Annotated in this window: 22 protein-coding genes; 11 read left to right on the top strand and 11 right to left on the bottom strand. The window is 58.2% G+C overall.

Annotation, left to right across the window (positions count from 1 at the left end):
* Positions 1–88 precede the first annotated feature (88 nt).
* Positions 89–496: a VOC family protein gene (locus ACFQS4_RS03610; RefSeq protein WP_497902335.1), complete on the bottom strand. Its 408-nt coding sequence runs from the start codon at positions 494–496 to the stop codon at positions 89–91.
* Between the two features lie 509 nt (positions 497–1,005).
* Between ACFQS4_RS03610 and ACFQS4_RS03615 the strand changes: the two genes are divergently transcribed.
* Entirely contained in the window at positions 1,006–1,224 is a 219-nt protein-coding gene (locus tag ACFQS4_RS03615) for a hypothetical protein (RefSeq protein ID WP_497902336.1), read from the top strand.
* Positions 1,225–1,444: 220 nt separating this feature from the next.
* Here the strand turns inward: ACFQS4_RS03615 and ACFQS4_RS03620 are convergent, their stop codons facing one another.
* Positions 1,445–2,059 carry a class I SAM-dependent methyltransferase gene (locus tag ACFQS4_RS03620; RefSeq protein WP_497902337.1) on the bottom strand — a complete coding sequence of 205 codons (615 nt, stop codon included), beginning with the start codon at positions 2,057–2,059 and terminating at the stop codon, positions 1,445–1,447.
* Positions 2,060–2,511: 452 nt separating this feature from the next.
* Between ACFQS4_RS03620 and ACFQS4_RS03625 the strand changes: the two genes are divergently transcribed.
* Entirely contained in the window at positions 2,512–3,069 is a 558-nt protein-coding gene (locus tag ACFQS4_RS03625; protein ID WP_497902338.1) for a lamin tail domain-containing protein, read from the top strand.
* Positions 3,070–3,401: 332 nt separating this feature from the next.
* On the opposite strand, the gene ACFQS4_RS03630 is transcribed toward ACFQS4_RS03625, so the two are convergent.
* Both ACFQS4_RS03630 and ACFQS4_RS03635 read right to left on the bottom strand, forming a co-directional pair.
* Complete coding sequence (locus ACFQS4_RS03630; RefSeq protein WP_497902339.1) at positions 3,402–3,872, bottom strand: DUF8162 family protein; 471 nt, start codon at positions 3,870–3,872, stop codon at positions 3,402–3,404.
* A gap of 698 nt (positions 3,873–4,570) precedes the next feature.
* Positions 4,571–4,927, bottom strand: coding sequence for a hypothetical protein (locus tag ACFQS4_RS03635; RefSeq protein ID WP_497902340.1), 357 nt, complete (start codon positions 4,925–4,927; stop codon positions 4,571–4,573).
* A gap of 361 nt (positions 4,928–5,288) precedes the next feature.
* Here ACFQS4_RS03635 and ACFQS4_RS03640 point away from each other — a divergent pair, with 361 nt between their 5' ends.
* Positions 5,289–6,200 (top strand): DUF7972 family membrane protein, encoded by a 912-nt coding sequence (locus ACFQS4_RS03640; RefSeq protein ID WP_497902341.1) that lies wholly within the window; start codon positions 5,289–5,291, stop codon positions 6,198–6,200.
* Between the two features lie 294 nt (positions 6,201–6,494).
* Here ACFQS4_RS03640 and ACFQS4_RS03645 read toward each other — a convergent pair whose 3' ends face one another.
* Both ACFQS4_RS03645 and ACFQS4_RS03650 read right to left on the bottom strand, forming a co-directional pair.
* Complete coding sequence (locus tag ACFQS4_RS03645) at positions 6,495–7,373, bottom strand: hypothetical protein (protein WP_497902342.1); 879 nt, start codon at positions 7,371–7,373, stop codon at positions 6,495–6,497.
* A 162-nt stretch (positions 7,374–7,535) separates the two neighbouring features.
* Positions 7,536–7,733: a hypothetical protein gene (locus ACFQS4_RS03650; RefSeq protein ID WP_497902343.1), complete on the bottom strand. Its 198-nt coding sequence runs from the start codon at positions 7,731–7,733 to the stop codon at positions 7,536–7,538.
* Positions 7,734–8,789: 1,056 nt separating this feature from the next.
* Between ACFQS4_RS03650 and ACFQS4_RS03655 the strand changes: the two genes are divergently transcribed.
* Positions 8,790–9,917, top strand: a complete 1,128-nt coding sequence (locus ACFQS4_RS03655) for a tyrosine-type recombinase/integrase (RefSeq protein ID WP_497902344.1) — start codon at positions 8,790–8,792, stop codon at positions 9,915–9,917.
* Between the two features lie 343 nt (positions 9,918–10,260).
* Positions 10,261–10,656 (top strand): DUF7522 family protein, encoded by a 396-nt coding sequence (locus ACFQS4_RS03660; RefSeq protein ID WP_497902345.1) that lies wholly within the window; start codon positions 10,261–10,263, stop codon positions 10,654–10,656.
* A 241-nt stretch (positions 10,657–10,897) separates the two neighbouring features.
* On the opposite strand, the gene ACFQS4_RS03665 is transcribed toward ACFQS4_RS03660, so the two are convergent.
* Positions 10,898–11,179 (bottom strand): hypothetical protein, encoded by a 282-nt coding sequence (locus ACFQS4_RS03665; protein WP_497902346.1) that lies wholly within the window; start codon positions 11,177–11,179, stop codon positions 10,898–10,900.
* 161 nt (positions 11,180–11,340) lie between these two features.
* Here ACFQS4_RS03665 and ACFQS4_RS03670 point away from each other — a divergent pair, with 161 nt between their 5' ends.
* Both ACFQS4_RS03670 and ACFQS4_RS03675 read left to right on the top strand, forming a co-directional pair.
* Complete coding sequence (locus ACFQS4_RS03670) at positions 11,341–11,547, top strand: dodecin family protein (protein ID WP_254159118.1); 207 nt, start codon at positions 11,341–11,343, stop codon at positions 11,545–11,547.
* A gap of 43 nt (positions 11,548–11,590) precedes the next feature.
* Positions 11,591–12,172, top strand: coding sequence for a deoxyuridine 5'-triphosphate nucleotidohydrolase (locus ACFQS4_RS03675; protein ID WP_497902347.1), 582 nt, complete (start codon positions 11,591–11,593; stop codon positions 12,170–12,172).
* Between the two features lie 22 nt (positions 12,173–12,194).
* On the opposite strand, the gene ACFQS4_RS03680 is transcribed toward ACFQS4_RS03675, so the two are convergent.
* Positions 12,195–13,076 (bottom strand): hypothetical protein, encoded by an 882-nt coding sequence (locus ACFQS4_RS03680; RefSeq protein WP_497902348.1) that lies wholly within the window; start codon positions 13,074–13,076, stop codon positions 12,195–12,197.
* 142 nt (positions 13,077–13,218) lie between these two features.
* Between ACFQS4_RS03680 and ACFQS4_RS03685 the strand changes: the two genes are divergently transcribed.
* From ACFQS4_RS03685 to ACFQS4_RS03695, 3 genes are all read left to right on the top strand, one after another.
* Complete coding sequence (locus tag ACFQS4_RS03685) at positions 13,219–13,770, top strand: metal-dependent hydrolase (protein ID WP_497903138.1); 552 nt, start codon at positions 13,219–13,221, stop codon at positions 13,768–13,770.
* Positions 13,771–13,828: 58 nt separating this feature from the next.
* Positions 13,829–14,308, top strand: coding sequence for a copper resistance protein CopD (locus tag ACFQS4_RS03690; RefSeq protein ID WP_497902349.1), 480 nt, complete (start codon positions 13,829–13,831; stop codon positions 14,306–14,308).
* Between the two features lie 105 nt (positions 14,309–14,413).
* Positions 14,414–14,848: a hypothetical protein gene (locus ACFQS4_RS03695; RefSeq protein WP_497902350.1), complete on the top strand. Its 435-nt coding sequence runs from the start codon at positions 14,414–14,416 to the stop codon at positions 14,846–14,848.
* 12 nt (positions 14,849–14,860) lie between these two features.
* On the opposite strand, the gene ACFQS4_RS03700 is transcribed toward ACFQS4_RS03695, so the two are convergent.
* Entirely contained in the window at positions 14,861–16,432 is a 1,572-nt protein-coding gene (locus ACFQS4_RS03700; RefSeq protein ID WP_497902351.1) for a Cdc6/Cdc18 family protein, read from the bottom strand.
* A 539-nt stretch (positions 16,433–16,971) separates the two neighbouring features.
* Between ACFQS4_RS03700 and ACFQS4_RS03705 the strand changes: the two genes are divergently transcribed.
* Positions 16,972–17,769, top strand: coding sequence for an alpha/beta fold hydrolase (locus tag ACFQS4_RS03705; RefSeq protein ID WP_497902352.1), 798 nt, complete (start codon positions 16,972–16,974; stop codon positions 17,767–17,769).
* Positions 17,770–17,853: 84 nt separating this feature from the next.
* Here ACFQS4_RS03705 and ACFQS4_RS03710 read toward each other — a convergent pair whose 3' ends face one another.
* Positions 17,854–18,408, bottom strand: a complete 555-nt coding sequence (locus ACFQS4_RS03710; RefSeq protein WP_497902353.1) for an NUDIX domain-containing protein — start codon at positions 18,406–18,408, stop codon at positions 17,854–17,856.
* 178 nt (positions 18,409–18,586) lie between these two features.
* Positions 18,587–19,129, bottom strand: a complete 543-nt coding sequence (locus ACFQS4_RS03715) for a hypothetical protein (protein WP_497902354.1) — start codon at positions 19,127–19,129, stop codon at positions 18,587–18,589.
* Between the last annotated feature and the right edge of the window lie 39 nt (positions 19,130–19,168).

The raw sequence follows: 19,168 nt of genomic DNA on the forward strand, positions 1-19,168 counted from the left end.
CGAAGCAGAGGGTCCGCTTGAATTGCGATGACCGTCGTGCGAGATACAGAGGATGGATGCAGCAAACCAACCCCATTTCGAATACCGTTTATTGTTCTGGCGGTGACTGCACGCAAAAGCCGTTCCCCTCGGGGTCGCGCATAACTGTCCAGGTCTCAGTGTACGGACCAGTGGTTTCGGTCTTGGTTTCTACAATAGACGCGCCGAGTTCAGCGAGTCGTTCGACCTCTCCCTCGCGGTCAGCAGCGTTGAGGTCGAGGTGGATCGGAATATGTTCAGGCGACGAGCGGGGTATTTTCTTGAAAAACAGTCGGGGACCATGCCCCTCCGGATCGATTGCTGCCGCAGCTGCGTTTGGATCGCCACCCTCAGCCTCTATTGCCTCGAGAAGCCCTGGCGGGGCCTCCTGCAGCTCGTAGTCGATTGCTGCGGTCCAAAACGTGGCGAGGCGACCAGGGTCCTCACACGCAAACGTAATGTTGCTGATAGACGCCATGAGCTCTAGACGGCGCGCTCCTCGCTAACTGTTCATGCCGGATGGTTTTGAGGTAAAATCTGTTAGAAACGCTGCAACATTCGCGCTTTGTATTCAACACCAGCTCAGCAGACTTTCGTTTTTCTGGCATCTCGAGGCTGCTGCATACAGAGGATGGATGCAGCACGGTAGCACTGTTTATTTCACACACTCATCCCAGAACCAATCGCCACATACGGCTGCGAACTGAACACCGCATTTGTACCAAAAGGAAGATCGGATGCCACTGAAATAACGTAGGACCGTTGTCCCAAATAACTCCTTAGGCTCCAACCACATTGTGGAGCGGCCGCTGTGCTATAGTGTCCCACGGCATAAAAATGCACGTTCGTAAAGGGATTTCAGCAAACGATCAGTCCGTCCCGACCAGTACCTCTGCAAACATATCAATGGGGAAAGTACTATAAATCTATATGCCAATATGTCGGGCTATGTACTCGATTCCGCTGTCGTACTCTGGTGCACCCGCTATGGATGAGTTGATGATCCTCCTCTTTATTTTTGGTGTATTCGGGGTTGTAATCGGCGGGTGGATCTACCGTGATGCCAGATCGAGAGGAAGTACGTGGGCGTGGCAGTGGGCTGTGGGTGTATTCTTCCTGTTCCTCACAGGGTTCGTACCGGGCTTAGTTGGGCTGGCTATCTACTTCGATAGGCGCAAAGAACAGGTACAGGAGATACCAGTGTAAACAGCCTGTTGTCACCTGTACTGAGCGACCACTGTCTTCGCAAGTTGAGCCAAGCCTCGTTCCACATTCGTATCCTGAGTTCAGCACACACTAAATGAACTACGCGGGTCTTGGCAAAAACGACATGACCGATTCAGAGGTTGCGGTCAGTAACCTCGTTTGTTTCGCCTTCGGGTGGGTGAATACGCTGACAGACAAAGTGCACGCCGGTCACCAACGCTCAGACTCGCTCGACAATCGCGAGTAAACCTGGGAACGAGGTTTCGCGTGTTTCGAACGCTACTTCCCGCGTTTCCAGGACGTTCCACTCTCTTGCAAAGGCGGTGGATACGTCATCAGGAGTGAGCGGGTTCGGTCCTCCATCCTCCGGAGCACCTGCACCAAATCCGACAAGGAACACACGACCCCCCACGGAGACGATATTGGCGAGTTCGCGAGCGTAGTTCTCGCGCTCTTCGCTCTCGAACGCGTGGAACAGACCACTGTCCAGCACGGTATCGAACGTTCCGATGTCGTGGGGAAAGTCCAGTGCATTTGCGACTCGGAACGTCGCATTGAGACCTCGTTCTTCGGCGTTCCTCTGTGCTTGCTCGATTCCCTTTTTAGAGAAATCTATGCCCACAGCTGTGTGTCCCTCGGTTGCTGCCCAGAGTGCATGTATTCCAGTTCCGCATCCAACATCAAGGACGCGACCGGATAATCCGTCACTCCCGACGGCGTTCACGAGAGCTGGCTGTGGCTTGCCAATATCCCAGGGAGGGGCGGTCTCGCTCTCGTATACGCCGTTCCACCACTCCGCTGGACCACCTGTTTCAGAATCCGATTGGTCCGACATGGACTGGTATTCAATTCAACCACAGACAATAATTCTGTTGAAATAAAACGGAGGTGACTGTGTTGCTGTGGGCGTGGACTCCCGTTTCTCAGTCGGACTCATACAGGACTCTCGTTGCTTTGCTAATCACGTCTCTGAGTTAGTCGAACCAACCACTACCCTTCTGCCGGTGTTCAGTACCCGATTCGGGCTATGAGTTCAGCATTGGTTGTTCGAACTACTCGGTTTCTGTCAAGAATGATGTGATCGGCTCAGAGAATGGATACAGCACGACAGTCTTCTTTATTCTTTGAGTCTTACCCTGGTTTAACGGTCGAAATCCACTCACTGAACGGTTTTCCTACCTGATTGTTTAGTGGCCTTTCCAGAGCGATCACGGGAGTATCATTGGTGGGTAAAATAATCACTTGACCTTAGACAGGTGTTTTGCCCATGGTTGATGATGATCGGGTATGAACCGACGTGAACTCCTTGCGTTGAGTTTTGCGGGGATAGCTGTAGGACTCACCGGTTGCCTCAATGCCACTGAGCGGGGTAATTTATCCAATCCGGATGAGAACGAGTCTGAAGATACTGAGAACGGCGACGCAACTGTCGGATTACGTTTTGTCGGCATCTACGCTGATGAAGCAGACCGGGAGTTTATTGACGGTGAGTATATCCTTCTCCAAAACGAATCTGAAAATTCCCTGGATGTGGCAGAATACACTATTGAGTATCCTTCTGATCATACGTATCAGATAGATGAACTCGTGGTTGAGCCGGGTGCACAGCTCGCTCTTTTAAGCCGAAGCGGCGAAAATGCGACTCTGCAGTCAAGTCCACCGGTCTATCTTCGGTATGCAGGATTTGATGAGGGAGTCGCCACATCAGTACTCGATGAGAACGGTACTGTACGCGTGAGAGATACTCAGGAATCTATTGTTATTAGCGCTGACTATGAGAATTTTGGCTGTGATGGTGGTACCGTTACCACTAGATCAGATGACGAGGTCGACTGTCTTCATTAAGAATAGCTGTGTAATTGACTGAAATACTCCTGAGAAGGCTCTCCGTCTAAATACCTGATTTGTCGTCCAGTCCTTCGCCTGTGAAAGACGTAGAATTAGTTGAGTATCAACTGCGAGGAGGAGCAGCGCATTGCTACACGTGGCTGTGGAACCGTAAAAATCCATAAGTGGTGGGTAGACCGGTCTGGTTCTAGACAGTCAGTTCTCGTGTTCACCCGCTATCGGCACATGCCTCTGCCTCGAGAGAACGTCGCGAGAAGTGGCTGATTCGACGGCACGAGACTCTGTAGAAGCCCGGTTTTTCACCTTAGCGCCCCACTTCACCAACTGTTCTACCAGCCGCCTGGAAGCGAGAGCACGATTCCCAGGACGACCAGCGGAATTGCAAAGATCAGCGCGTACCAGAACCCGCCGATGGCCAACAGCGCCCACGTCCCGAGCCCGTAGCCGTTCGGGTCCCAATCGACACCAACGCGCGGCAAGACGAGCGCCCCCAGGATCGGTAGGCCGATCACGTAGGCGACCGACACCAGCAACGTCATCCCGAGGATCGGCGGGCCCCAGATGCCGTTCTCGCCGGCGAGGGCGATCACTACTCCGACACCGACGACGTAGGGCACCGATCCCGCGAGCCCGTACAACGGGTAGGTCACCACAAGTGAATCGAACGGTGGCAGGTGCTCGAAGAGCGAGCGGAAACGACTCGAGGCGAGCAGGGGCGTCCAGGCGACCGTCGCGACGGCGCCGGGGATGAGCAATAGACCGATGGTGAACAGCCAGCCGAGGAGGCGCTCGAGGACCATAGCGGAAAAGGTGAGCAGTGAGGTAACTATCTTCTGGTAAATATTCTGGCCGTATCAGTATCGATCGCCTCGTAGGTCGTATTCCTGCCGTACAGGCCTAACCGATACACAAACATCCTATATCTTGCAAAGACTTGACCAATTATCGGATTATTTTCAGGAACGGTTACAAGAGACGGAAGTTGTATGCAGCATAGCGGAGAGAGTTTATTCCACTCTCTCGGGAGGGGCCAGCCGATACATACGAATGCGTATTGACCAAATGTTATATAGTATCAAACTCCAAGCTGTCACTATGAAAACTTTACTCTCTGTTATCGCTATACTGTTCGTCATCGGTGTAAGTTACTCGTTCGTTCGATTATTCTGGGATGGCGGGATGCCTAATTGGATTGGCTGAGACGCGATGTGAATAACAGTACTAATGTAACGCTTTGCTCTGTACTGAGCGTTTGTGCTCCCGTGTTGAATACTTCTCAGGCAATACGACATTCGCGCTGTGTATGCAGCACCAATTCAACAGACTATCGTGACACTGTCAGTTCGGGGCTGCTACATACAGAGGATGAATTCAGCGAACCAATCTCGTTTGTTTCGATCGATTCGTGCTGAATCAGGCGCACGGTAGCTCCGCATACCGAGCGGCTATTGCACATGAGAACTCAGCCGAAACGGACGGTCAACGTCACCAATGGAGCTTACTCTCCGTCATCAGTCTCGTCCTGCGATTCGGTTACCTTGTCGGATTCCGCCGCCGCCGATGATTGGACCTCATCCATGTCGACCGGCGTATCCAACGCGTCCTCGTTTATGGCATCGTCAAGTGTTCCTCTGTCTTTCACCGCATCGATGCCCTTTTCGTCGACCGTGCGCTTAATCTCCTGTGCGTCGATAGCTGACGTGACGTTATTGGAGTCCGTGGACGATTTGAGAGCGCGCCGCACGACGACGTATCCAGCGAGCGCGACCCCACCCGACGCGACTGCCCCAGGGATGCCATAGCGTTTGTACCCGAACTTCAACGCTTTCTTGCCGATCGTATAAGCACCAATCATGAATCCTGCTTGGAGCGTGAGACGGAAGAGGCTGTTCTCTACTTGAAATCAATGTCTGCGTCAACTACCTCTCCTCTGGGGAGCAATCCAGCCTGCACATCGGGTGGAGACTATCCGTGCCACATTTACGCTCTGTATTCAGCAAGATCTGGTCGAACTACCGAACCACTGTCAAGAGGGCCGTGCTGGATACAGAGCGCGAATGTGGCATTGTCCGAGGAACGATTAACACGGAAGACCAAACGCTCAGTACAGGGGGCACAAGGATCGTTCGTAATCGGAGAATCAAATCCGGATACAGAGAGAAGTGAAGAGAGGCACCACACCTTTTCTGGCTGACCGACGAAGTACCAATCAACGAATGGACGACCGATTCAGTCAATGGCTCCTCCTCTCAGGGAATCGATTCAGCGTCGCGACTGGGATACTCTTCACCATGGCTGTGGTGGTACTTATCCCTCTCTTCTCCCAATTCGCCATCCGCAATCTCACGCCGTTGATCTATATCGCGAGCGCGTTGATCGGGGGAAATATTACGCTCATCACCCTTGTGGTCGCGATCAACCAGGTGATTCTCTCCCAGGAACTGGAGTCACCGGGATCGCTCCGAGACGAGATTGACCAATCAGCCGACTATCGGCAGGCAGCACTCGACCAGCCAGCACCACCGACCGATCCAGTCGACTTTCTGCAACAGCTCCTTCAGCAAACTCAAGAACACGCCGGTTCGCTCGCGGAATTTCTCCCCGACTCGACCAGTGAACCGGATACCCACCTTATCGATGAACTACCGGAGGAATGTGCCCAGATTAGCGAGCAACTCGGGACAGGAACGGATAAGCTCTCTTCGGTGATCGTTCCCCTTCTCGGTATCGAATACGCGACCCACATTCATGAATGTCATCAGCTTGAATCGGCTTACGAGGGGGGTGAGCATGAAAAACTGCTCTCCACGCTCGATGCTTTGAGCGCGGATTTGAAGAATCTCGACATTGCTCGACAATACTTTACGACCGCGTTCATGAAGGAGGAACTCGCGAAGCTCTCTCGCTCGCTTCTGTATGTCGGTGTGCTGGCTATTTCTCTCCCAGTCGCGTTACTCATCCAGCTTGCTACCTTTCCCACGGCAGCTACCCCTATGCCAACGGTATTCGCTTTCATTCTCCTGACGGTTGTGGTTGGTCTCATCCCTCTTGCGCTCCTGATAGCGTTTATCCTCCGGGTAGCAACAGTGGCCCAGCATATTGCGTCAATCACCCCATTTATGACGTAGCAACAACCGCGACTGGGATTGATTTCGCCGCCGTACGGGAGGACGAGTTAGGTGTATCACGCTTACCAAGAGAGAAAACATCAGTTGGTTAATAGCGCAGATTTCGATCAGTAAGCAGCCGTATGTAGCGGTTGGTTCCAGTCTGAGTGCGTGATATAAATAGCACCATCGTGCCGCATCCATCCTCTGTATGCAGCACGACTGCTGAAATCTATCACCTAATGAGGGTTCCAAAAAGGCCAACAGGATAGCAAAACCGTCGCTGGTCTACGGTTGTCTCGTATATGCAAATCATCAAATTGTAAGGGTAAAGCGGTCATCAACCCAGGCGAACCGGTCACGGAGATCCAGAACCAACGAGAGGATCCCGGGAAACATGAATCCGGAGACGTATCCGATAAAGTGGGCGTATACGTTGACGTGAGGGCCAACGTTAACGAGGATCCTGTACGACATGAAGATGAATGTAAAGGTTGTGATGAGCACGAGGAACAGGTTCGTGCTGGACGATACAAGTGCCCCCCAATCACCACGGGTATCCCATAGCATCACCCCGAGCCCGAGAGTGCCGAGGATAACGAGGGCAATTACTGAGATAGAAACCCCAGACCACGAAAAGAGGATGACCGCCAGTTCGAGAGCAACGAGGGCGAGACTATAGTGGATTCGAATAGATGGGCTGACCTCCCTCTGAAAGAATGCGAACAGGAGGATGGGAAAGAGGCCGAGAAATGCCACGACGACACCTGAGAACCCCACCGTTGTCTCAACACCCGTTCCGTGTAGCGTCCACACGGAGTAGTAGGATACAACAAATGGGACAACGGTAATGTAGAAGAAAATTGTAATATACAGCTCGCGCTTCCAATCCGCGAAGATGGCGAGAGGGAGAAGGATAGCCATCAGGAATACGTATGCTTGGAGATTACCACTAAGATGCGAGACGCTACTGTGGATAAAATTCGTCAGATATGCATCCCAAAAAGACGGGGAACCAAGATGCAACGTCCACGATTCTTGAATATTTTGAGGAAGTGTGGCAATCATGAGGAAAACAATTGGAACGAAAACGAAGATAGTGGTTCGCTCTCCAAACGAGGTCTGGCTCTTAGTTCGGTACCAGATCTCTCCAATTAGTTCTTCCCACAAATCCTCCTTAAGCTGCCGTACCATAAGATGATATGTATGTGAAACATTAAAAAGACATTCCTCATATAGGTCGGCCGGGCCGCTTATTCAGGGTACTACTGCGGGTCTCATGTGCCGTGATTATTGCTCATTCAAGCGCATTGAGGCACCTCTCGCAGTTTGAGGAGTCGATGGCGCCAGATTCTGTTACCGCAAGTCGGGGTGAACCCACTCCAGTTCGTTGTGATTGGTCTCGAGCCACGCCCCTGGGCCATCAGGTGCGTCGTAGCTCACCTCAGTGGGCTCGAGAAACCCGGTGCGCGGCAGTTCGTAAACGACGATCGATTGTTGTGTGCGCCAGTTGACCAGCACTTCGCGTCCGCCACTCCGGAGGACGACGACCATTCGTGGTTCAAGATGCTCTCGAGGGTGTAGTTCACCATCGCCCGGACGTCACCGTCTCGGAGACTGAGCAGGCGCTCGCCGAGTTCGTAGCGCAACACACGGCGTTCTACCTCGATCCCAGCTCACGCAACCCACGTTCTGACCCCATACCAGAAGGGGTTGTGACCGCTCCAGATAAGTCTGCATTCGCCCGGAACGGCCGAATATGTGCGGTAAGCTATCCAGCCATCACCCGTTGACCAGACCCTCATCTCGGCGCGGGTAGCGAATTCAATGACATGGGCGGACCGCAGATTAGATTGAGTATCTGATCCACTCTCTCTATATAACGGATAAAATATATTTTTATTATTGAATACCTCTAAAACCTCTCAATCAGGGGTATATAATGCGTACGTGATTAGGTACACATTATGTGGGGTCGGTAATTCAGCGCGACCTTCAAGTACACCCCTCGGTTATAATGTTCGAGAATCAGGGTCAGCAGGAAATGGTTAGGTATACAACAATAGGGCTGCATGCGGGCTCAAATATCCGAACCCGACTCACCCACTACCGTGACGATCACGACCTCGGCAGTATGCATGAGGCCGTGGAGCTGTTACTCGAGGAATCTGGGTACTAACCATGGCTCTGATCACTCATGAGGTATCGGACGACCCGCGCATGAAATGGGGCGTGGTGGAAACACACCCCGCGCAGGGCCGAATCAACGCTATCCCGACCGCCTTCCGACGGACGAGACCGACACCGAGTTGGTGTCATCTATACTCTACAATTCGAGAGAGTATAGCCGTTTCGTCAGTTCGGCGGGTTCGGGATTGACATCCGACCAATGACAACCGATTCGAAAACCCCCAATCCGCACGAAACGACCGCATTCAGTTGCGAACTCTGCCCACGTCCCGCGACAACCACAATCAGCTCAGATGGGTGTGACCCTATGCTGGTGTGTGGGATCCATGCCTCATCTCTCGAGGCTATTTCAGAGCCAGGTGCCTCGAACAGTTGGGACCACCCAAGCCAACAGAGCAGGCCCCAGAATGGGTGGGAGCTATGAGTTCGACTTCAGACAACGCTGAGGCATCCCCGGACGAGCCACCCAGGTACGAAGTCCCCATCGAGGGAACAACGGATGGGGGCGACCGCGTCCCCGACCTCTCTCCGCGGGAAGCCCTTAAGCGATGGCTCAACAAACTCCGAGTGTCCAACCGCGAGTCCACCGTTTCGTCGTACCACTACCGATTGAAACATTTCATCGAGTGGTGTGAGGAGGTGGGCATCTCCGAGATTGGCCAGGTGAACGGGTGGGACATCGAGTCCTACGAAACCACCCGGCGGGAACAGGGGTTAGAGCCGATTTCCCTCAACAACGAGTTGGGGACCCTGAAAAAATTCTTCGAGTACTGCGTTCGGGTGGAACTCGTCGACGAGGGACTCCCAGACAAGGTTGATCCACCGATCGTTCCCGCCGGCGACCAGGTGAGCAAGGTGCGGCTCCACACCGACCGCGCCCACGCATTACTCACCCACTACGAGGCCACCGAGTACGGTTCACGCGCGCATACGTTGCTCGCGCTGGCGTGGTATACCGGCGCACGTTTGGGCGCACTTCGCGGCCTCAATCTCGAGGACTACGACCGAAAGCAACAGTGCCTCGAGTTCGCCCACCGCCCGCGCGAAGAGACCCCACTGAAAAATGGAGCCGATGGTGAACGCATCGTTGGTCTCCCGGAGCAAACGTGTGACGTTGTCGACGCGTACATTCAGAATCACCGCCTCGAAAAGTACGACGACTACGGTCGGCAGCCGTTGCTGACGAGTGAGCAGGGTCGCCCCTCGACGAATGCCGTTCGGGCCTGGATGTACCTGGCCACTGTCCCGTGTCTCCACTCGCCGTGCCCGCACGGAAACAACCCGGACACGTGTGATTTTCTGGATTACTCGGAGGCGAGCAAGTGTCCCTCGTCGCGGAGTCCTCACCAGGTTCGCACTGGCTCGATCACGTGGCAACTCAATCGGAAAATCCCCCCCCCAGAACGCGTCGCCGAACGGGTGAACACCTCGATCGAGGTCCTCCTCCGACATTACGATCAACCGACCAGGATGGAGGAGATGCGCGAGCGTCGCCGGCCATACCTGGGTCGCCTCTCATTCGACGACGAGGGAGGTGATGACCGATGAGGTTGAAACCCGGGCGGTCCCATTTCTGTCGTCGCGAGCAATCTCGCGAGCGACGCCAACGTGAAAAGCCGGATTTGAACAAGGGAGGAGCTCCGCTCCGACCGTGGTTCACAATCCGGGCGGTCCAATCCTCTGAATTCAGATCGAGTCATCACACTCTTACTTTCACCTCCACCAGCGTCGGCCCTCAACCGACCGGGGCGGTATTGGTGGCCCTTCCCGTCAAACTCGTGGCGCCCAGCGAGCCCAGCGGATGCTTCGCCAGGCTAACCCGGAGATGACCTCGAAGTTGTACTCTCTACCACTAGCACTTATAGCGCGAGATGTCGTGTTATATATTACCATGGGCGACGGACTTGAGTCAGCGTTCGCAGATGCAATACTCAGCGTGTGTCGGACGGCAGTCGGGGATGAATTACGAAGTATCACGTATTTCACCGAGGATCAGGTTGAACAAATATACCTCCGGTCTGATCTCGGTCGGACGGCTGATCTCATTGGGTTCGCCGAGTTGGAACGGAACGGCTTTCGAGCGGACGAGCTATACCGAGATACGCAGTTGGGAGAGTACCAGGCCACTGTTCGAATGTTCGAATACGGGTATCTGACACGCGTTATTCACGACCGCTATGGTGCCTGGGTGACGACTGACTCAATGTCGATGGATCGGTTCGAAGAACTCACCACTGCTCTCAAATCGGTCCTGGTAACGCATACGGGTGACACTACTGAGGAGTGAGTGACCCTCCTTATTTCGTCTCGTCGCGAACAAACCCGCGAACGACGCGGCGTAATGAGTCCGAATTTGAAGGAAGGAGAACGTCCGACCCGGCCGTAATTCCCGATGGGTGGTCCTGTCCTCAACCCGCTAGTGCGAGTTCTCCCTTCACCGGACTACAACGCAATCGATCGTGGACCGATGCGACGATCATCACCAGGTGGCGCCCCCTGTGCAACTCCTGTGTCGAGGACGAGTCGCGTCACTCCGTTAGCTCCGCCTCGAGCGAGAGCCACCAGAGGTGCCACCGCCCCTCCACGTACAGGTGCTCGAGCGTTCCGTCCTCGACCATGGCCGATAGCTGTTCGTGCATCTCCTCGACCGGAACCGAATACTGGCCGGCCAGGTACTGCGTGTTGACGACGGGCACAGGTGCGGCCCGGATCGAATCGACGATTGCCTGTGAGGTGACCGGACTGTCGTCGCTGTCGACGGAATCTGAGCCTCCGTCCGCCCGCAGTTGAGGTTCGGTGTCAATTGGCATAAACGAACTACTCCCCCGAGCGTGTTGAATCCGCTACCTAGCTGTCACCGTCGTATCGTCCACCGCCCGCGTCGTCACCTTCCACGGACGAGTCACCTGGCGTGAACGTCATCGCGAGGGCGAGTAGGCATTATCAGTGCGACGGTGGTACGACGGGTGCCATGACAGCAGTCAAAGTCATCCGCGTGATGGGTACGTCAGAGGAGTCCTGGGAAGAAGCCGCTCGAGAAGCGTTCCGTGAGGCGAGTCAGACGGTCGACGACATCTCCGGAATCAACGTCGAAAACTGGACGGCAAACGTCGAGGACGGCGAAATCGTGGAGTACAAGGCGACGACGGAGATCGCGTTCCCGGTCGAGCACTCGTAGTCGGACTCGAGGGGTGCGTCGTCCGCCGACGCCTCGAGGCGAGATGGCCCGTTGGTGTCTAGTCGGCTCGAACGCCGATGGGAGCCGAGCGACCGGCCATCGCGACGCGACACGTTTTTCTCACCGCCACCGCCTCTTCGATACTATGTTCCGTTCTGGCGCGTTCGTCGCCGAGCACGTCTCGCCGGCGATCGACGAACAGGTACAGCCCAACGGCGTCGACCTCACCGTCGACGTCGTCTTCGACCAGCTCGAGCCGGGCCGGATCACCCGTGACGACAAGGAGATCGGTGATCGGGTCGCCCGCCCGCTCGAGGAACTCGAGCGCAAGGACCCCGACAAGTACTACCTGCCGGTCGGTTCCTACATCGTCCGATATGGTGAGCGAATTCGGATCCCGGAGGGACACGTCGGGTTCGTCTACCCGCGTTCGTCGCTCATGCGAAACTCGTGTATGCTCAACACGGCCGTCTGGGACGCGGGCTACGAGGGTCGCGGCGAGGGGCTGTTGCAGGTTCACCACGACGTCGAACTCGAGCGCGGGGCGCGGATCGCCCAGCTCGTCTTCGCACAGGCCGACCACGACGAGACCTACGACGGGAGCTACCAGGGCGAGAATCTCTGATTGAGAGCGTCTTCGGCACCAATCACCGTTTCCTGGTCGTCATTCCGAGCGCGTTTCTCGACATCGCCACCGGCCGACTCATCGCTCGAACCACTTCGTCGGCGGCCGAGCGAACGCGCCCCTGTGCCCGGTGGAGCGGCACCACGGCTCGTTTTCCGGCCTCGGCGGCGACGTCCCAGCTCACTCGCTCGACGAACTCGCCGCGCGAGCGCGCCCACCGGCTCGGGTGTGCGAGGACGTACAGCCGTGGACAGGCACCCGACTCGAGCAGCTCGATGAGATCCTCGGTAGTGTCGATGCGGCCCATAGTCGGGTCGACGACACCCCAGTGGCGACCGGTATCCGAGACGTACGTCGGCTTCCGCGAATCCGTGTCGTCCGTTTCGATCGAGCCGTAGGCGGTCCCGACGAGTCCGTACTGCTCGGGCGGGCGCGCCTCGTCCCACATGTCGGTGTTGAGGTGGGGCGAGAGCGGACTGCCGTGAGAACACGCCGTCGTCACGTCGACGTGGGCGCGAAATTGCTCGAGGTTCCGCTCGAACGCCTCGTAGGCGAGCTTCCGATTTCCCCTCGCCCGTGCGAGGTCCTCGTAGTGGTAGCCGACCTCGTGGCCGAGGTCGACGAGGGTACGCGCGAACTCGGGACTGAACGTCGACGTGCGGAGGTAGTAGGTCGCCTCGATGCCGTACTCGGACTCGAGGTGAGCCATCGACCGGGCGATGCTTGGCCGTCGGTCGACGTCGTGGCGAACGATTGCGCACCGTTCGGGGACCGTCCCCGTCTCGAGGACCGACGCTACGGAGTACGTCTCGTACCCCCGTTCGTTCAGGGTCTGGAGCAGCCGTTCGTACGCATCGAACGTAAAGTCCCGAACGACGAACTGTCCGTCTCCAATGAGGCTCATGTTCTGGCGATACTTTCTTCCCCGTGATAATTATCGACACACTACTCTCACGTCAGGTGAGCGTATGGTCTCCGTTCCGGGCGAACGAGCGGGGCAACGGTGGCCGCCCTTTTTACGCACCGACTCCTTCCGTCCGAGCATGATGGCCACGACCCACGTTTTCGTTGGACTCGCCCTCGTGGCCCCTGCGGCCGTCGCGGTCCCTGAACTCGCGACGCCACTCGCTCTCGGCGCAGTCGTCGGCGGCCTTCTCCCGGACGTCGACCTCGTGTTGACCCACCGGAAGACGTTTCACTTCCCCGTCTTCGGATTCCTCGCCGCCGGTTTGGCCGTCGGACTCGCGGCGGTCGCGCCTTCCGCGATAACGGCGGGTATCGCTGCCAGTATCGTCAGCGCCTGGGTCCACGCCGCCAGCGACGCCCTGGGTGGGGGCCCGGAGATGGACCCTTGGCAGAATCCGAGCGACCGCGCCGTCTATGACCACGCTCGAGGGACGTGGATTCGGCCGCGACGGCTGATCCGGTACGACGGTGCACCGGAGGACGCCCTCCTCGCGACGGTGCTGGCCGTTCCCGCGCTCGTCGCCTTCTCGGGCCCGGTTCGATGGCTAATCGTCGCCAGTGTGGTCGTCTCCCTCGCGTACACGCTCTGCAGACGCCGACTGGTCGACTGGGTCCCGGATTGGATCGAGTGACTGTCCGCGGCGCCGACGAGTCGCAACGCTGATACGCTCGGTCGCCGACCGAGCGAATATGCTCGTGGACATCACCTCCCGGATCGCCCACCTGCTGTTCGCCGCAATCTGGGCCGGGAGCGTCTTCTACGTCGCGTTCGTGGTGTTGCCGCTGGCTCGAGACGGCGCGTTCAACACGACGAAGCCTCTCGAGGGAATCACGACCCGACTCACGACGATCTCGCGCGTGAGCACGGTCGCACTCTTGCTCACTGGCGGGCACCTCGCTGGGACCGGTTACTCGTTCGACGGTGTCGGTAAACCGAGCCTGTTCTCCTCGCCGAACGGGCGACTCGTCGTGCTCATGGTCGTCTGCTGGCTGCTCCTCACTGCGCTGGTCGAGGTGGGTACGAAGCGCCTCGAATCGGGACTCAACGGCAAGAAGCTCCGCGAGCCGGCCCAGCGCGCGCTTCCGCTGTTCCGGGCTGGAGCGGTCGTCGGTCTGCTCTTGCTCGTCATCGGTGGCGTCATCACCTCGGGCGCTGTCTACGTCCTGTAGCACCGTCTACCGCCGTCTATCCCTGATACGGCTTCTTCTAAATATGTCAACCGCGTGAGTTCTTGCCGAAAGATACTTAGTCAGTTACTGTTAGGTAGCTTCATAATGATTAGAGGAAAGGACGTGGCCGTGTCGCTTCTCTTCGTTGGCTCCGCGGCCGCCGCTGGCTATCTCCTTCGATCCGCCGGGAGACGCGACCCCGAAGCCCGGTCGAAGGCCGACGTCGGAGCGCGAATCGTCGACAACGTTCCCCGAAACGCGACCGTCGTCGATAGCTCGAGCCGCCAACTCCGTCGCCTGCCCGGCGTCTCGCGAGCGATTCGTCGCGCGGTCCGTAACGACGCCCGCGAGGAGTGGGAACACGTCACGCTCGAGCGCGACGGCTCCTGGGAAATCGTCGACGCGATTCGCCGTTCGTTCCCGTACTACGATGGGCGCGATGGCGAGTACAACGGCGTCTACGTCAGACACGGCGACCACGTGATCGTCCTCGACGCGATCGGCTGGGCGCGTATCGAAGGGCAAGAACCGGTACAGTAGCGTGAGCCAGTACTAGTTTTCGAAGCGCGCCTGCACGAACGGCTGGACGTCGTCGATGTCGGAGAGTCGAGAGTCCGAAATGAGGACCGCCTCGGTCTCCTCGAGCGGGACCGAGAGGCTAATTTCTTTGGTGCGGCCGTACCGCCCCTTCGAGACGACGACAGCGTTGACGATGCCGAGCATGTCGAGTTCGCTGATGAGGTCGGTGACCCGCCGCTGGGTCAGGATGTCGGCGTCGATCTCGTCGCACAGGCGCTTGTAAATGTTGAACACCTCGCCGGTGTTGATGCTGTGGACGCCGTTTTTCTCGAGGGAGATGATCGCGAAGAGGACGAGTTTGCTCTGGGTCGGGAGGGTGCGGACGACCTCGACGACGCGGTCGAGTTCGATCTTGTCCTGGGCCTGGCGGACGTGTTCCTCGACGATGGTTTCGGCCTGGGAGCGCTCGGCGAGTTCGCCCGCGGTCCGAAGCAAGTCGAGCGCGCGTCGGGCGTCGCCGTGTTCCTGGGCGGCGAAGGCCGCACACAGCGGGATGACGTCCGTCGACAGGGCGTCTCCCTTGAACGCGACCTCCGAGCGGTGCTGGAGGATGTCTCGAAGCTGGTTGGCGTCGTAGGGCGGGAAGACGATTTCCTCTTCCCCGAGACTGGACTTGACGCGGGGGTCGAGGAAGTCCGTGAACTTCAGGTCGTTCGAGATGCCGATGATCGACACTCGCGAGTTGACGAGTTCGGAGTTCATCCGGGAGAGGTTGTAGAGCGTGTCGTCGCCCGACTTCTCGACCAGTTTGTCGATCTCGTCGAGCATGATGACGACGACGCGTTCGGAGTAGTCGACGGCGTCGAAGAAGACACTGTAGACGCGGTCGGTCGGCCAGCCGGTCATCGGAACCTCCTCGAACTCCTCGCGGTCGGCCTCGAGCGAGTCGATCTCCTCGTTCACGTCTTCGATGGAGTCGAACGGTTCGTCCTCGAGGGCTGGTGACGCTTCGTCTCCCGTCTCGCTCGAGTTCTCGTTCGTCCAGTCGACGTCGTCTTCGTCCGTCACGTCGACGCCGTCATCGTTCGTCTCCTCGAGAGCCTCTCGAATCGACTCCAGTTCCTCGATTCGCTCGTCGATTCGCGCCTCGTTCTCCTCGATGAACTTGTTGGCGAGCTGGGCGAGCACGCGGTACTGCGTGTCGGTGACTTCGCAGTTGATGTACTCGACGTCACACGGGACGCTGTACTTCTGGGAGGTGCTCTCGAGTTCCTTGCTGACGAACTTCGCGCTCGCGGTCTTGCCGGTCCCGGTCTTGCCGTAGATCAGAATGTTCGACGGGGTCTCTCCCCGAAGGGCCGCGACGAGAATCGTCGCCATTTTGTTGATCTGGTCGCTTCGATGGGGCAGTTCGTGGGGCGTGTACGACGGTCGCAGCACTTCCTTGTTCTCGAAAATCGGTTCGCCGCTGAGCAGGTCGTCGAACAGCCCCTGATTCGACTCCTCGCCCTCGGTGGCGCTCTCGAGGTCTGCCATGAAGCCAGCCGGCAACTCTCGATCGCCCGAACGGCCCGAATTCGTGGTATCTGATTTCTCGTCTGACATTCGTCGTACGCATACCCCCTCATTTCGTGTGGAGCGCTCGACCCAAAACGGCCTGTAGATGGCATAAATCCCCGATCAAGTGGCGATTTGAGTACAGCGCGTATTCTCCGGCGTCCAGTTGATGCAAACGAACCAAAGGAACACATACCTAATAAACGCTTCCCTTCAATCCAGGTGACGTTCCTCGGCGTGGCACTTTCTGTCTCGACGACCGACACGTGACTAAAATCTCTGACTGCTCTTTTCGGGCAATAAAGGGCTATTTGGGCCGGTTTTGTCTCGACCGTTGCTCCGTGATGTCGACCTCGCTCGATCTCGAGCGACCAGTTCGGATCGATTTTTCGTCTAAATCGATCGCTGATACCCCTTCTTCCCGTGGAACCGACGTTCGGTCCCGGAAGGGTCCTTGGTGAGGCCGTTCGACTGGGACGAATCTCGACCCGGTATCGATCGGACGGCCGACCTTCAATAGCGTCGAGACACCTGTTCGCGTGCCGCCGGTCGGACCGTTTTTCTCGTTGCCACCTATTGGGGTTTCTATGGAGCTTCCCGACGGCTGGTCAACGGGAACTGTTCGGACGAACGGTGTCGACCTCCAGTACTATCGAACCGGCGAGGGCGAGCCGATAGTGCTGGCGCACGGCTTCTACGACACCGGCCGCTGCTGGGAACGGCTCGCGGCGGGGCTCGCCGCCGATGGCTACGAGGTACTCACGTACGACGCGCGCGGTCACGGCCGATCTGACGCGCCCGAAACCGGGTACGGGATCGAGGACCGGGTGGCCGACCTTCGCGGCCTGGTCGACGAACTCGGCCTCGAGCGCCCACTCTTGCTCGGCCACTCCATGGGTGGCTCGACCGTCGCGTGGGCGGCCGCAACCCACCCCGACCTGGCGCGAGCCATCGCCCTGGAGGACCCGGCCGGGATGTACGGCGACCCCGACCTCGGACCGGACGAACGGGCCGCCGTCGTCGAGGAGCGGTGTGCCGAGTGGGCGGCCCAGTCCCTCGAGGAGCGTATGTCGGCGTTCGACGACCGCGACGAATCACTCGCCCGGCGCCTTGCCGTCGCCAGGGCCGAATTCGACCCCCACAGCGCCGAAATCGCCCGTGCCGGGTACCCGCTCCTCGAGGACACGTTCGCGGAGATCACCTGTCCGACGCTGGTGCTGAAGGCCGACGCCGAGACGTCCCGTCGAGTACGCGACCTCGAGGCGGCCGCGGCGCTGTCGAACGGGCGACTGGTCCACGTTCCCGACGCCGGCCACTGCATCTTTCGCGACGAGTACGAGGCGGCATTCGCGGAGCTACGGACGTTTTGTTCCCAGCACGGTTGATCGTCAGTCGTCCAGTTTCGCCGTTCCGTCTCCCCACTTTGCCTCGCTGTCCGCCCTCGCCACCCTGTCTCGTCGTCCGTCCATCTACGACTGGTTCCGGCCCCGGTCCAGGGCCGTCCGCGCACTGTCCACCCACCACCGCAGGTCCCGGTACTCGGTCGGCCAGCTGGTGAGGAGTTCGTCTCGAGCAGCCTCGAGTTCGGCCGGCGTCCAGAACCGGGCGGCGGCCACCTCGTCGTCGGCTCGTGGCGTTCCGTGGACGTCCGCGACGTCGACCGCGTAGACGAGGTACGTCTTGTGGACCGTCTCGAACTTCGCGAACGTCCGAACGTCGAACAACACGAGGTCGTTCGGATCGACGGTGAGTGTCGTCTCCTCCGCCAGTTCTCGAGCCCCCGCTTCGTCCGGATCCTCGTCCGCCTCGACCATGCCACCCGGCGTCCCCCACATGTCGCGCTCCGGGAGGTCGACTTTCACGAGCAGGATCGATTCACCGTCGACGACCGCGACCCGCGAACAGGGGCTGGGGTTGTAGAAGACGTGCTCCCCGCAGGCGGCACAGCGATGGACCGTCGGCGGGTCGACTGGCGTCAGTTCTCCACCGCAGTAGTGACAGAACGTCGGCGGCTCGTTGCCCATACGAACGCGAATGATGGGGTGGCGACAAGAGTGTTTGCCGGACGACGAGCATTTCACCGAGGGGGTTGTCTCGAGCGCCGTACACGGGCGAGAACAATGCGTGGAACGTGACGTGGAACATGAGCACTCTCGTCTCAACTCTGCATCTGTGGTACCCGACCACGCGACACGGGGGGTCTCACTGGTCGGTGGTTCGTCCACCGTCGACGTCAGTCGTCTCCGCGTACCGTTCCACGTTCGCGGCCGTCTGCCGCTGGGCACCGTCGTAGGACGCCCCGAGTGCGATGAGGAAGCCGATAATCGCGGTCACGAGTGCGATCCCGCCGAGGGCGACGACGGCGATCGAGAGCACCGTTCCCGAGAGGGCCTGCGCCGACGTCAGCAAGGAGACGGCCGTCACCACCGCGATCAGTCCGAGCAGCCGACCGAATCGGCCGGTGTCGAATCCCTGGCCTGAGTCACTGTCCCCGACCTCGAAAAGCTCGTTCAGGACGCCGTTGTACTCGTCGCCGGCCGCGACGTTGCCGAGCGAGTGAATCGAGTGGGCGACCCACAACCCGGCGGTGACGTTGAGGAGCGCGACGAACGAAACGAGCCCCACCTGTCCCTCGAGGAACAGGCCAGCCAGGACCGTGTTGACGAACGCGACGACCATGAGCCCGTGAATCGTGACCGAACGGGTGCCGAAGTCCTCGAAGAGCGTGACATGTGCGAGCTTCATGCTCCCTATTGGGGCTCGAGACGGATGGCAGGAGACCCT

The sequence above is a fragment of the Saliphagus sp. GCM10025317 genome, assembly GCF_042663665.1.
Classification (GTDB): domain Archaea; phylum Halobacteriota; class Halobacteria; order Halobacteriales; family Natrialbaceae; genus Natronosalvus.

Coding starts and splice junctions, on each gene's coding strand:
- ACFQS4_RS03615 (WP_497902336.1), top strand. CDS start 1,006: ATGGATGAGTTGATGATCCTCCTCTTTATTTTTGGTGTATTCGGGGTT.
- ACFQS4_RS03630 (WP_497902339.1), bottom strand. CDS start 3,872: ATGGTCCTCGAGCGCCTCCTCGGCTGGCTGTTCACCATCGGTCTATTG.
- ACFQS4_RS03610 (WP_497902335.1), bottom strand. CDS start 496: ATGGCGTCTATCAGCAACATTACGTTTGCGTGTGAGGACCCTGGTCGC.
- ACFQS4_RS03650 (WP_497902343.1), bottom strand. CDS start 7,733: ATGGTCGTCGTCCTCCGGAGTGGCGGACGCGAAGTGCTGGTCAACTGG.
- ACFQS4_RS03695 (WP_497902350.1), top strand. CDS start 14,414: ATGATTAGAGGAAAGGACGTGGCCGTGTCGCTTCTCTTCGTTGGCTCC.
- ACFQS4_RS03655 (WP_497902344.1), top strand. CDS start 8,790: ATGAGTTCGACTTCAGACAACGCTGAGGCATCCCCGGACGAGCCACCC.
- ACFQS4_RS03685 (WP_497903138.1), top strand. CDS start 13,219: ATGGCCACGACCCACGTTTTCGTTGGACTCGCCCTCGTGGCCCCTGCG.
- ACFQS4_RS03700 (WP_497902351.1), bottom strand. CDS start 16,432: ATGTCAGACGAGAAATCAGATACCACGAATTCGGGCCGTTCGGGCGAT.
- ACFQS4_RS03625 (WP_497902338.1), top strand. CDS start 2,512: ATGAACCGACGTGAACTCCTTGCGTTGAGTTTTGCGGGGATAGCTGTA.
- ACFQS4_RS03690 (WP_497902349.1), top strand. CDS start 13,829: ATGCTCGTGGACATCACCTCCCGGATCGCCCACCTGCTGTTCGCCGCA.
- ACFQS4_RS03640 (WP_497902341.1), top strand. CDS start 5,289: ATGGACGACCGATTCAGTCAATGGCTCCTCCTCTCAGGGAATCGATTC.
- ACFQS4_RS03665 (WP_497902346.1), bottom strand. CDS start 11,179: ATGCCAATTGACACCGAACCTCAACTGCGGGCGGACGGAGGCTCAGAT.
- ACFQS4_RS03680 (WP_497902348.1), bottom strand. CDS start 13,076: ATGAGCCTCATTGGAGACGGACAGTTCGTCGTTCGGGACTTTACGTTC.
- ACFQS4_RS03635 (WP_497902340.1), bottom strand. CDS start 4,927: ATGATTGGTGCTTATACGATCGGCAAGAAAGCGTTGAAGTTCGGGTAC.
- ACFQS4_RS03670 (WP_254159118.1), top strand. CDS start 11,341: ATGACAGCAGTCAAAGTCATCCGCGTGATGGGTACGTCAGAGGAGTCC.
- ACFQS4_RS03660 (WP_497902345.1), top strand. CDS start 10,261: ATGGGCGACGGACTTGAGTCAGCGTTCGCAGATGCAATACTCAGCGTG.
- ACFQS4_RS03715 (WP_497902354.1), bottom strand. CDS start 19,129: ATGAAGCTCGCACATGTCACGCTCTTCGAGGACTTCGGCACCCGTTCG.
- ACFQS4_RS03675 (WP_497902347.1), top strand. CDS start 11,591: ATGGCCCGTTGGTGTCTAGTCGGCTCGAACGCCGATGGGAGCCGAGCG.
- ACFQS4_RS03620 (WP_497902337.1), bottom strand. CDS start 2,059: ATGTCGGACCAATCGGATTCTGAAACAGGTGGTCCAGCGGAGTGGTGG.
- ACFQS4_RS03710 (WP_497902353.1), bottom strand. CDS start 18,408: ATGGGCAACGAGCCGCCGACGTTCTGTCACTACTGCGGTGGAGAACTG.
- ACFQS4_RS03705 (WP_497902352.1), top strand. CDS start 16,972: ATGGAGCTTCCCGACGGCTGGTCAACGGGAACTGTTCGGACGAACGGT.
- ACFQS4_RS03645 (WP_497902342.1), bottom strand. CDS start 7,373: ATGGTACGGCAGCTTAAGGAGGATTTGTGGGAAGAACTAATTGGAGAG.